Here is a 13,014-nt window from a genome sequence, read left to right on the forward strand (position 1 = left end):
GTTTACTCAGTACAATTTACGATACAAACATAATACTTCTCAAGGTACTTATGATTAGTTGACTAAATAAAATCAAATTCCCTTTGCCTTTAAGTGTATTTCTAATGACGTCAAAATAAGTAATGCATCTGAATGCTCTGCTTTCCTGTTCATATGTTTATTAAAGAGAGAGACTGGATCTATTTCTATTATCTTTCTAGATTTCAAATCGCCTACGGAATCCTTAACAATCTGATTAATATCTTGACGGTTACGAATAGCCTCATCAAAGTCTAAATAGTTTATATAAGGGTTACTTCCTAACTTCTGGTAGACTTTATTTTGTATTCTTTTAAATATTGTAAACACTTTGGGAGCGTTTAAAGGTAGTCCAAAGTTAGATTTTGTTTTTTTAGAGAATAAACCAGAATTAATTTCAAATAAAATCTTCTTAAACAAGTACTGATCTTTTCGGTTATCAAGGCTTAACCCCAACATAAAACTGATCCATTCTGGATCAGTATATGGAGTTACATAATCAAAACCTTTCATTAATACATGGGGAGAAATAAATTTCGATTGCCTATTTAATACATCTAATATATCCTCATAATCCAAATTAGTATTAGGGTATGCTTCGAAATCAACTAAATCTACAAGTTCTTCAACACTAGAGTTAGACAAATTAGTTGACTTTACATATTGGTTCCTCAATAAAAAAGCTTCCTTCGCTTCATTCACAGTATTTGAACGTTTATTAGTTATTCTTCCACCCGTTAAGAAGCCGTTTAAAAAACCTGACCAAATAACCATACCATTATACTTTTTGTCCATATCTTTTACTGGAGGGTGGTGAAATAAAACCGTTTGCTGACTTACTCTATTAGATATATCTATTAAGTCACCGAACTCATATTTATAATCTGTAAGAGGATAATTAGTGTGATTGGTACCAACTTTATCTGCGATATATCTACCAATATCATAATCAAGAGTACCTGGAGTTCCGAATGTATAAGTATATATGTTTTCTGCATTTGTAAACTCCAATAGTCCAGCTAATATTGCTCTACTATCTAATCCCCCACTAATAGGTACAACATGTTTCTTTTTAGTCACGAAGTTCTTTTCTAGAGCTTCAAAGAAAAGTTTAGTACCCATGTTCAGAATTTCTTCTTCATTTAATTCAGAGAATTTCATCGTATCTACACTACTTAAATCTATTTTGAAATCAGTATTTTTATAGTCGAGAAAATAACCTAGTTTAAGAAAAGAATTTAAATTTGAATGAGAAAGATCCATATTTACTCCTTATTTACTTTTTATTAAAATATTCGTTATGTGACTAAAAATTTCTCACATTATAGAGCAGTATCAATTGTTTTTCTATTATTGGTCTGAAGATATCTATTAATATAATAAGCTTTGATAATTAGTACTATACAAAACTGAACACCATATGCTGTGACTATTCCAATTAAACCGAAGGAATCACCTAATTGTAGTACTATAGGAATGTATAAAATATTGGCTGTTAATATTATAAAAACATTCTTTTTTACAAAGCCCATAGCAGTAAATAAAGGATGTATACCAATGAGGCTCTGAGTGATAATCTCAATCACTAGATAGACTGCAAGAACTTTCCACGCCTTTGCGAAAACTTCTCCAAAAATTAAACCTAACCAAATTGGAGCCGATATGGAAATAAGAAAAACGGTTGGTAATAATACACTACAAAGTAAGATTGAAGTTTTTAACACAAACTTCACCGCTTTAATTGGCTCGTTACTAATAATCATCTTAACTAGCTGCGGGTAAATGGCTTGGAAAACAGGATCAGCAACTTTATTACTAATAGCAGCAATTTGCTTAAATATTTTGTATATAGCAACTCCCTCTAATGAAACAACAACAGACACTATTATCACATCAAATTGTTTAACAGGTAGATTTACAGTAGTTGAAATGTTTGTCCAACATGTAAACTTAAAAAACTCTTTCCATTGATCCGTTTTTCCCTTCCACCAATACCTAACTCGCTTTCGGAATAGGACAGTATACCCTAAAATCATCAAAACTATATGTGAAATAATTTCACAAATAATCCATACAGCTACTACCAGCCAGAAATTATCTAACCCTAAAGTAAATAAAACTAGTATCGCAAAAAACTTTATAGTAGCTACAACTACTTGATTAATTGCTATTAATTTAAACTTGTCATAAATTCTTAAGATTGCTATTGGAGTTCCTGATATATGGAATAATATTGATAAACAGTATATTTGCGTTATTAATATATACTCATCCCTTAAACCAATGAATTGACCCACCCATTGTATTGAATAAAAAGCAACGACTGTAGCGATTATAGCGCTAACAAGGTCTAAAATAGTAGCTATCTTTATAAAACCTTTAAACTTTTTATGTTCTTGATTCTCTAATGCTTCTGTACCAAACTTTATTAATGCAGTCCAAGATTGGAAGTTTATTAACTTATCTACAATCACTGTATAGGCTTGAATAATTACTAAGATACCAAACATCTCAGGACCAATTAGCCTTGTTGTCATTGCTAGAGTCATTATTCCCAAAACTTGTGCAATTGCACTACCACTGAAAAGTACACCAACATTTTTAGCAAGCTTTTGAACTAGATCTTCTTTTATTAAGCTTCTATACTTTTGTCTAATATTCATAAATAGCAATATCCTTTATTTAATTTGTGTTATGTTCTTAGTCGCATATTTACAAGGTACTCTCCCCTTCAATTTGATCTTCTTTTAAGTTTTTATGGTTATAAACAAATAAGCAAGCACTTATTAATACAGATTGAACTGACCAAGCATTTCTGTTATATAAACCAACTTCTTTGAAATGAAGTAAAAAGCTCCCGATTAATATAGCAAAGGTTAGTACACTTAAACATCGCTGTTTTGAGCGCAAACCCAACGCTTTCCACATTGCATATAAATATGGAATTACCATAATTACCGAACCAAAAATGCCCACAGCAAATATCCATCTAATCCAGCCTACATCCGAAGGAGTGTTACCAGCTTCACCTCTTCCGAGTTCTCCAGAACCGAAAAGAAATACTGTTACATTATTAGGTAAGTGATACATATCCATAAGTGTTATTGTTGTACTTGTTTCACCACTATTTGTAAACACTTCACCCACTTCACCAACTTTTTCAATAGTATATCTATGGAATTGATCTGGCATAAAAGACAAAACACTTTGAGAAAGAACAATAACTATAATACTAGGTACTGATATTTTAATTGATTTTAATATAACGCCTAAAACTCTTTGTCTGCTAAATGTCATTAACGAAACGAACGGGAGTAAAAGTATACTCAATAGAAGTCCAGAATTACCTGCTAGTGTAATTGACAATAATATGATTACAGTACCAAGGACTATAAGAGAGTTCTTTAACATACTTTTTCCCCAATAATAAAGCATTGCAGGCATAAGGAGTATTCCGAACATTTGTAATACTGATGTTGATGCCAAACCATATGTTAAACCCGTAATTCTGAGACCATTCATAAATGGATAATTATTATTAACGATTGAATGTGCCGAGGTCAATTGGTATATTACATTACGAAAATCATCAACAAGGTACATAGCGATAATAAGTACTCCGTGTAATAATATAGCAATAAACAAGTGTGAAATTAATTGTTTGACGAATTCCTCTTTATGTTGTCTGTGATACAAATATACTAATGCAACTCCGCCACCAAAATTAATTAAAGATCGTGCCGAACGCATAGCGAACTGTAATTCAGATGTCCCATTCAAAGCAATAATTAAAAATGCATACAAAGAAAGTCCATATAAAATTGCAAGGATAAAAACTATTTGTCTTGATAGCCTAGCTCTTAATAGTACAAACACATAAAAGATTAAAAAAATTGAAGTTAAAAGTATTAAATCTAAAATATCAGTTACTTTCCATCCATAAATAAATATGAACAATATAAAAAAGAGGAATAAACTATGCAATGACATTCCGTCCCCTCTGCAACCAGGTATATTGCTTAATGAAGTCATTTCTTGCATTATCCCCTAATTTTATTAACTTGCTCTTATCACTAGCTAGCAATATAATTGCTTCTTTCCATGCTTGAACATCTTCTGGTGGACACAGAATGCTATTTATATTATTTACTAAGATTTCACGTAAGACTGGTAGATCTGATGAAACAATAGCTTTTCCGTTTGCCATGTACTCAAAAATTTTTAACGGAGACATCCACTTACTAATGTCACCACCTCCTCCAGATGTTGCCACTTTTGTTTGATAAGGGGCTAGAACAATGTCAAGCTGATCAAAATATTCTCCAAGCATCCCATGTGAAACAAAACCATGAAAAATAATATTTTCTTTGTTAACATGTTTTTTCCAATATGCTATATCTGATTCTTTGCCTCCGATAATATGAAATTCCATATTAGGTATACTCTTAGCTAACTCAGCTATTAATTCCATTCCTTTCCCTTGGTATAGATGTCCAACATAACCAATTTTCACTTGTTCTTTTCCCTTATTTACTGCACTTTTGTTTATTTTAGGTTCTGGTAGATCAGCACCATCGTGTGCCACAACAATTTTTTCACTCTTTAATTCCGGAAAAATTCTAAGATATTCTTTTCTTAGCGCATCAGAAATAACAACTAGGCGCTTAAAATTCTTAAAAGAAAACAACCTTCTTTCCAATATTTTGTGGACATAGGTCGCTGGAGGTTTATGTGCTTCATAGTAAATTTGTGACCCTTTAATAGACGAAACGTTCAATAAGCTGTACAAATCCCTACCATAATAAATATCTGCTTTTTCGTTTTTTTGAATATCTTTTTTTACATTTCTCCCGTAAATAAAGCCTCCAAAAAACCTCAATGATGGCCATGATAATTTTTTTATTTTAAAGCAATTACCAACGCCATAATAGTAATAATCATCATCAACTTTTTCAGTTGATTGTCTAGCATATAAAATAACATCATGCCCATCTTTTGCAAAAGCTTGACTCATTTTCATGACATGGACGCTGTTTGCATCTTTTGAAGGAACAGTTGATGCAGAAAGATACGCAATTTTCATTTTACCCAACTCCATACATATTTGCTGATTTTTTAGGCAATATAATACCCTTACTATTTGCCCTTTAATTTCAGATAAAATTCTTCGTACCATTTTGCAACAGAATTTATATCGAAACCTTTATTCGCTATTTCTTCAAATGTATCCTTTCGGTAACTTTTATCTAACTTTCTCAATACTTTATCGGCCCAGTTTTCTTCACTTTCATTAAGTGAAGCATACTCAACTAAGTCTGTAACCTTAACCTCATCGGTTATGCTTTCTGAGATAATGCAGGGTAAACCTGCTGCTTGCGCTTCAAGTACAACGCCCGGTAAACCTTCAAATAAAGATGGAAAAATCAAAAAGTCCATGGCTTGCAATAAATCGGCTACATCCTTTCTAACTCCAGTAAGAACAACCGATCCTTCTATTTTAAGCTCTATAATTGTCTGTTTAATGCTATCCTTTAGAGGGCCATCACCAACTATAAAAAGTTTAGAGTTCGGATTTTTTCTGAGTACCTCTTTAAAAATTTTCAAGAGAAAATGGTGATTCTTCTGGCTGTGGAATCTTCCTATATGAACGACTGCCAACTCATCTGATAGTCCAAATTCTTTTCTTTTTATTAGTCTGATATTTTCATTAAAAATGTATTTATTAATGTTTATTGCATTGGGAATGACTTTTACAGTCCCGCTTCTCATTAGTCTCTCTCCAAATTCACTTTTTGCAGCTGGAGCTGAAACGGCTAATAGCTCTGTTGCATAAAAGCGTGCTAACCGTGTAGTTAACCTCTTCACAGCGCTATCCTTATCTGAATTCCTTGCATGAGCAATACGTGTTCGTATACCATTTTTTTTGGCTTCATTGAGATAAATGAAGCCTGTGCTCGTTTGATGCCCATGTACAATCTCATATCTAGACCTATATCTCAAGAAAAACTGGGACCATGCTTTTTTATAGGAAAAGAGGTTATTTCTCCTAAACCTTGGAAAGCTGTAAATTTTTCCTCCTAACGACCTTACTTCTGCCGAAAAATAACACTCATCACTAGTGTGAATTGCAAAGTCAAATTGTATTTTCGTTCTATCTATTGAACGATAGATATCCATTGTCCTACTCTCAGCGCCGCCAGAGTCTAATCTTCCAAATACATGTAAAATTCTAATAGGTTTTTCCATTAAAATATTCCCCTATCAACTCTATTTCACTAATATATGCATTAATAACTATTTCCCTATCAAATTCTTTTTCAACTTTCCTTCGCCCCTCTAGACCAAACTGCTGCTTTTCTTCTTTACTTTTATTTAAAAATTTCTCGATTTTATCTATAAGGTCTTTTGTGTTTCTCTGCATTACTAAGTACCCATTAACTCCATCATCTACAATTTCTCTACATCCACTTCTATTAGTTGTAATAATCGGCCTGCCACTTGATGCGCTCTCTAATAATACATTCGACATCCCTTCAGGGTAATATGTTGGGTGCACAGTACAGTGCATTTTTCTTAATAATGATTGAATGTCGGTTACCATCCCATGATATTTTATTATTCCTCTATCTTCGTAATCTTTTAATATATCGCTATAATCTTCTTCGCAAAATCCACAGACATGAAAAGAAGTTTTTGGATATTTACTTTTAATAGCTTTTGCAGCATTTAAATAATAATCAATTCCTTTTTCTTTCATAATTCGTGAAATAAATACAAAATTTATTTCTTCTTCCTCCGGATATTCCAACAATGAATATTCCTCTAAGTTAACACCCGAACCAGGTATAAGTTTTCCATTCTTATTTATAATTCCATTTAATTCAAGGAATTTTTTATTTTCTATATTTTGGACAAATATATTTTTAGCTTTTTTAAATGCAATTTGGTGCAAAAATAGAATGATCCTTTGCATTAAACCTTTTTTTTCAAACGCTGTTCCTAATCCGGTAACATTAGGAAAATATGTTGTTTTATTAATTCTACATGCTACTCCACCAAAAATATTTGGTTTTATTGTGTATGTTAAAACGACATCTGGTTTAATCTCTTTAATTATCTTTACGTATTTCATTAAGAGACTTAGATCCTGAAAAGGATTCATTCCTCGCCGATTTAACGGCGTCTCCATAAAATTACAGCCTAATCTTTTTAAATGTTCAACATAATCACCATTAGGCAACGATATATATACCTCGTGTTCTTTTAATAATTCTCGAATTAATTCTTTTCTAAATTTATATAATCCAACATCATTGTTTGCCAATATTAAAATTTTCTTCATCACTATATTCTCCTTGCTGGCACACCTATATATGTACCAACTTCAGTTATATCTCTAACAACTACAGTCCCTGCCCCGATCTTGCAACTTCCACTGATCTTTAAATTATTACTAACCACACTACCAATTCCTAACCAAGTCCCTTGTCCGACTCTCACTGTACCAGCCAAATGTGAACCAGGTGATACATGAACAAAATTTTCTATTACACTGTCATGATCTATTGTAGCTCCAGTATTAATAATGCATCCTTTGCCAATTTTAGTGCAGCAGTTTATTACAACACCAGCCATAATTGCTGAACCTGTGGCTACTCCAACTTGTTCTCCAATTACCGCATTTGGATGAACTAACACTGGTATAGTTGCCCCTTCGTCTTCAAGGTTCTCTTGAACCTCTTTTCGAGTATCGTTGTTCCCGATACCTACAAAAATATCGTAATCATTTATATGGCTAATAGCATCTTTCGATTTCCCAATCACATCAAGTCCCATTGAAGATTTCAAGCTTTCGTTATCATCTAAGAATGCAATACTCTGCCATTTGTTCATTTTCAATGCAATGTCAGCTATTACTTTACCGTGTCCGCTAGCACCGATTATGAGAAGATTATTTTTCATGACCCTATTCGTTCCTTTAAATTACCTTTGAACGGTTCCATCGTTACAGTAGTTTGCGAACTGATTCCCTCTCTTACAAGCACCTTTTTTATCGTTAGGCAAATAATCTTCCAATCTTCAATCAAGCTAACACTCTTTACATATATAACGTCTAGATCAAACTTCTCTTCCCAACTAATTGCGTTCCTACCACTAATTTGCGCTAACCCTGATAACCCAGGTCTAACTTCATGACGCCGCTTTTGATGATCATTATATAGCGAAAGATATTGAACTAGTAAGGGGCGAGGACCAATAATTGACATGTCACCTTTTAAGATATTAAATAGTTCAGGCAACTCATCTAGTGATGTAGCACGTAATATCCTACCAAACTTAGTCAGCCTCACATGATCAGCCCTCAATTGACCAAGTTCATCCCTCTCATCCGTCATCGTTCTAAATTTATACATCATAAAAATCTTTTCATTTAACCCAGGTCGTTGTTGCTTAAACAAAATAGGACTGCCTAACTTTGTTCTGACTAGAACAGCAACTATTAGTAGAACTGGACTGAGAACTATAATAGCTAATGATGATAAAACAATATCCATTGGTCTTTTAAAAAATCTTCTATATAATCCACCTTTGGTTCTTTCCATCTTTATCACCACAATCCCTTAATAATCTCAGCAACCCGATTCAACTGCTCATCAGTTATCTTGGTATCACTCGGAAGACAAACCCCATTCTCAAATAACTTTTCCGATATATCCGTTCCTACAAAATCATACTTCTCAAAGAAAGGTTGCATATGCATTGGCTTCCACACTGGTCTTGATTCAATATTCTCAGCCTCCAACGCTTCAAATATATCAACCGGTCTCACATTTCCGGTCAACGTTATTGCGCTTAACCAGTAGTTAGGTCTATCCCATTCGTTCATGGGCATGAACTCAACACCCTCAAGTCCACTTAACTCTCTCTTATAAAATTGGTAGATATCATTCTTCTTTTCTACACGTTGATCTAATACTTTTAATTGACCTCTCCCTATACCAGCACTAACATTACTCATACGATAATTGAAACCTAATTCACTATGTTGATAATGTCTCGCTCGATCCCTAGATTGAGTCGCCCAAAATCTAGCTTTAGAAATTCTCTCTTCATTATTCGATACAAGCATCCCACCTCCTGAAGTAGTGATGATCTTATTTCCATTAAAAGAGAAGATCCCATAGTCACCAAATGTTCCAGTATGTTGCCCTTTATAATAAGTCCCTAAACTTTCAGCTGCGTCTTCTATTAGAGCAACATTGTGCTTCTTACATAGCTCAACAATTCGATCCATATCCGCAGATAAACCATATAGATGAACAAGGATAACAGCTTTAACCTCAGGATATTTCTTAAATGCTTCTTCTAGAGCATCAGGACACATATTCCACGTTTTATAATCACTATCAATAAATACTGGAATGGCATTCTGATAAATGATCGGGTTAGCAGTTGCAGAGAATGTTAATGTAGAGCAAAAAACGATGTCACCTTCACCAACGTCTGCCGCTTTCAAGGCAAGATGGATAGCTGCTGTTCCTGATGAAAGAGCAGCTGCATCTTTAGAGTCTACTTTTTCCGCTAACTCTCTTTCAAACTTGTTTACGTTTTCCCCAAGTGGAGCAATCCAGTTCGTATCGAATGCTTCTTGTACATATTGCATTTCATAGCCCTCATCACTCATATGAGGGGACGAAAGAAATACTCGTTCTTTTGCTGTAATAGAATTACTCAATTCTCTTCTCTCCTTAAAAAAACTAATGCACATTAGTGTTCTAGTACTTGGCTAGAATTCAAAATCTAATCAACTACTAAAAAACCAATTTGATGTCTTGCAATATATTAAATAAGCACCCCACGCCAGCAACTGACGTTTGGGTACTCTATTATAACTATTATTAGACTTTTTCTATCTCTTGTTCTAGAAGCCCACTCATATACTCCCTCAACTCATCCCTTAACCCAGGATCCTGCATCGCAAATTCCAGCGTCGTCTTCACAAAACCAATCTTCTCTCCAACATCATAACGCTGACCCGCAAAGTCATACGCAAACACACGTTGAATACTATTCAACTTCTCAATCGCATCCGTAAGCTGTACTTCATTACCAGCCCCACGCTCCTGCTTATCTAAGAAGTGAAAGATCTCAGGAGTTAAAATGTAACGACCCATAATAGCTAAATTAGAAGGAGCTGACCCCTTCTTAGGCTTCTCCACAAATTGATTCACACTATACCGACGACCAGTTTGCTTATCTGGATCTACAATCCCATAGCGATGCGTCTCATTATCAGGCACTTGCTGAACCCCAATAATAGAAGCACCAGTCTCATCATATTCGTTCATCAACTGTCTTAAACAAGGCTCATCCGCCTGTACAATATCATCACCTAGTAAAACTGCAAATGGCTCATCGCCAATGAACTTACGTGCGCACCATACAGCGTGCCCAAGCCCCTTCGGCTCTTTCTGACGAATATAATGAATATCAACCATCTTAGAAGAGTGTTGTACCTTCTCTAAAAGCTCCACCTTACCTTTTTCCGCAAGACTTTGCTCCAGCTCAAACGCATGATCAAAGTGATCCTCAATCGCACGCTTGCCTTTACCCGTTACGATAATAATATCCTCAATGCCTGATGCCACAGCCTCTTCGACAATATACTGAATTGTCGGCTTATCCACAATCGGAAGCATTTCCTTAGGCATCGCCTTCGTAGCAGGCAAGAACCTCGTTCCAAGACCAGCAGCTGGAATAATCGCCTTTTTTACTTGTTTCATGCTAACTCCCCCAGTTCCTTCTATTATATAGCGTCTTACTAAACTCTTTCCTCACTTTTCCATACATAACCGTTAGGTTGTGACTCAATAAAGCTTTATGCCGTTCGAATGTTTAAAACCAAGCTCTTCATGACGAGTTCCTTCTATTATATATACGTTCTATTTCGCCCCAGTCACCGCAACTAAATGCTTCTCCCTAAAATGAGCAATATCTAACACGTGCTGACGCAATCTATCCGACTCCATATACCCAAACTCCTCAATCAACCGATCAATCACCGACATATTCACCGGCGGTGTCTTCCCACGATAGATCATCGGGTATATTTGCTCGCTATGCACTTCATTCTCACCAAGAAGCTCTTCAAACAACTTCTCCCCAGGACGCATTCCAGTATATTTAATTGGAATATCTCTCTCAGAGAATCCAGATAATCGAATTAAATTTTTAGCGAGATCTACAATCTTAACCGGCTCACCCATATCGAGCACAAACGTCTCTCCGCCTTCAGCTAACGCACCAGCTTGAAGAACAAGACGTGATGCTTCTGGAATTGTCATAAAGTAGCGCACCATCTCCGGATCCGTTACCGTGACAGGACCACCAACTTCAATTTGCTTTTTAAATAGTGGGATAACACTTCCACGACTACCAAGTACGTTACCGAAACGTACAGCAACAAACTTCGTTGTGCTTCGTCGATCCATATATTGAACAACCATTTCAGCAATACGCTTTGATGCACCCATGACGCTCGTTGGATTAACAGCTTTATCTGTGGAGATCATTACGAATGAATCAACTCCAGCAGCACTTGCTGCTTCGGCCACGTTACGCGTACCAATAACGTTATTCTTTATTGCTTCGTGTGGGTTACGCTCCATGAGTGGAACATGTTTATGGGCCGCTGCGTGATACACAGAATCTGGCTTAAACATTTCCATCACTTCATACATACGAGTCTCATCCTGTACATCAGCAATAACTGGACTAATATCCATCTCTGGATACAACGTACGAAGCTCCATTTCAATCGCATAAATGCTGTTTTCACCGTGTCCTAATAATAAAAGCTGCTTCGGCTTAAACTTTGCAATTTGACGACACACCTCAGAACCAATTGATCCACCAGCTCCTGTAACAAGCACTTTCTTATTCGATAAACGAGCACCAATCTTACGCTGGTCAAGCTCCACTGGATCACGACCAAGTAAATCCTCTACTTGTACGTCGCGAATCTGATTCACGTTCACACGCCCAGACATTAAGTCTTCCATAGAAGGCATAATCTGCGTACGAATCTTTGTCTCCGAGCATAAGGAAAAAATGTTGTTTAATTCCGTTTTAGAAAGGGAAGGAATAGCTATAATGATATGATCAATTACTTTCGTTTCTACAATCGAAAGTAGATCCTCCATTTGACCAACAACAGGTACACCCATAATCTCGAGCTGTTGCTTGCTAGATGCATCATCAATAAATGCAACTGGGCGAAGCTCAGACGTATCGGAATTAAGGAGCTGACGTGCGACAATCATGCCGCCGTTACCAGCGCCAATTATTAGCGTGCGCTTTTTTGTATGATCAACGCGAAGCTGTGTGTCTCTGTAAAGGCGCCATGAAAAGCGCGATGCACCAATAAAGAGAATATGTAGCATCCAAGTGATAAGAAGCGTTCGTGAGAATATTGTCTGGAAAGCTACTAACTGAAAGATTCCGAGAGCTGCAATGGAGAAGGACACTGCCATGAAAATAGCAGATAGTTCCTTAATGCTTGCGTACTGCCACACTCGTTTGTACAGCTTAAATAAGTGAGCAAAAATGTGGTGAAAAACAAATAGTGCAACAGAGCTAAGAAGAAGTGCAGTTGTCACGATTTGTGCATTCGGCATGATGAGCCAGTAACCAATAAAAATAGAGAACATAACAATAAATGAATCAATAGAAATAAGTAGACTTAGCCTCGTTTTATAGCTCACGATATTCCTCCTTCAGTTTGTAGGTGTATTGTGTCGTTCATAGGTTGATTGTTAGCAGATTTATAAATAGTAATAAATGAAAGCTCCCAAGAGCTTCTTTTTCATGTTTTAAAACCAATATTTAAGAACCGTTGCCTCAGGTGCCCCGGAGCGTCGGGAGTGGTCTCCTAGAGGAGTCTCTCGCGTATCCGAAAATCCTTTTGATCGGCCATTGGTTTGGCCGATCAAAATA

General features: G+C 35.7%; 11 protein-coding genes. All 11 read right to left on the minus strand.

Annotated features, from left to right (window positions below):
- Window positions 1–72 precede the first annotated feature (72 nt).
- The 11 genes from FLK61_RS17175 to FLK61_RS17225 all read right to left on the minus strand — a co-directional run bounded on the left by FLK61_RS17175 (window position 73) and on the right by FLK61_RS17225 (window position 12,782).
- On the minus strand, window positions 73–1,281 hold the full coding sequence (locus FLK61_RS17175) for an asparagine synthase-related protein (RefSeq protein ID WP_176010574.1): 1,209 nt from the start codon (window positions 1,279–1,281) through the stop codon (window positions 73–75).
- Between the two features lie 59 nt (window positions 1,282–1,340).
- Window positions 1,341–2,681, minus strand: coding sequence for a lipopolysaccharide biosynthesis protein (locus tag FLK61_RS17180; RefSeq protein ID WP_176010575.1), 1,341 nt, complete (start codon window positions 2,679–2,681; stop codon window positions 1,341–1,343).
- 49 nt (window positions 2,682–2,730) lie between these two features.
- Window positions 2,731–4,050 carry a hypothetical protein gene (locus tag FLK61_RS17185; RefSeq protein ID WP_176010576.1) on the minus strand — a complete coding sequence of 440 codons (1,320 nt, stop codon included), beginning with the start codon at window positions 4,048–4,050 and terminating at the stop codon, window positions 2,731–2,733.
- On the minus strand, window positions 3,995–5,101 hold the full coding sequence (locus FLK61_RS17190) for a glycosyltransferase family 4 protein (RefSeq protein ID WP_176010577.1): 1,107 nt from the start codon (window positions 5,099–5,101) through the stop codon (window positions 3,995–3,997). The genes FLK61_RS17185 and FLK61_RS17190 overlap by 56 nt, the downstream gene beginning before the upstream one ends.
- A 53-nt stretch (window positions 5,102–5,154) precedes the next feature.
- The gene (locus tag FLK61_RS17195) at window positions 5,155–6,264 is read right to left on the minus strand and encodes a glycosyltransferase family 1 protein (RefSeq protein ID WP_176010578.1); all 1,110 of its coding nucleotides are present in this window, start codon (window positions 6,262–6,264) and stop codon (window positions 5,155–5,157) included.
- Window positions 6,248–7,360: a glycosyltransferase family 4 protein gene (locus tag FLK61_RS17200; RefSeq protein WP_176010579.1), complete on the minus strand. Its 1,113-nt coding sequence runs from the start codon at window positions 7,358–7,360 to the stop codon at window positions 6,248–6,250. The genes FLK61_RS17195 and FLK61_RS17200 overlap by 17 nt, the downstream gene beginning before the upstream one ends.
- Window positions 7,361–7,362: 2 nt before the next feature.
- Window positions 7,363–7,980: an acetyltransferase gene (locus tag FLK61_RS17205; RefSeq protein ID WP_176010580.1), complete on the minus strand. Its 618-nt coding sequence runs from the start codon at window positions 7,978–7,980 to the stop codon at window positions 7,363–7,365.
- Window positions 7,977–8,621 (minus strand): sugar transferase, encoded by a 645-nt coding sequence (locus FLK61_RS17210; RefSeq protein ID WP_176010581.1) that lies wholly within the window; start codon window positions 8,619–8,621, stop codon window positions 7,977–7,979. The genes FLK61_RS17205 and FLK61_RS17210 overlap by 4 nt, the downstream gene beginning before the upstream one ends.
- Before the next feature lie 5 nt (window positions 8,622–8,626).
- Complete coding sequence (locus tag FLK61_RS17215; protein WP_249777747.1) at window positions 8,627–9,703, minus strand: DegT/DnrJ/EryC1/StrS family aminotransferase; 1,077 nt, start codon at window positions 9,701–9,703, stop codon at window positions 8,627–8,629.
- A 214-nt stretch (window positions 9,704–9,917) separates the two neighbouring features.
- Complete coding sequence (gene galU, locus FLK61_RS17220) at window positions 9,918–10,802, minus strand: UTP--glucose-1-phosphate uridylyltransferase GalU (protein ID WP_176010583.1); 885 nt, start codon at window positions 10,800–10,802, stop codon at window positions 9,918–9,920.
- A 159-nt stretch (window positions 10,803–10,961) separates the two neighbouring features.
- A complete protein-coding gene (locus tag FLK61_RS17225; protein WP_176010584.1) occupies window positions 10,962–12,782 on the minus strand; it encodes a nucleoside-diphosphate sugar epimerase/dehydratase in 1,821 nt (606 codons plus the stop codon).
- Window positions 12,783–13,014 lie beyond the last annotated feature (232 nt).

This window comes from Paenalkalicoccus suaedae (assembly GCF_006965545.2).
GTDB lineage: Bacteria > Bacillota > Bacilli > Bacillales > Salisediminibacteriaceae > Paenalkalicoccus > Paenalkalicoccus suaedae.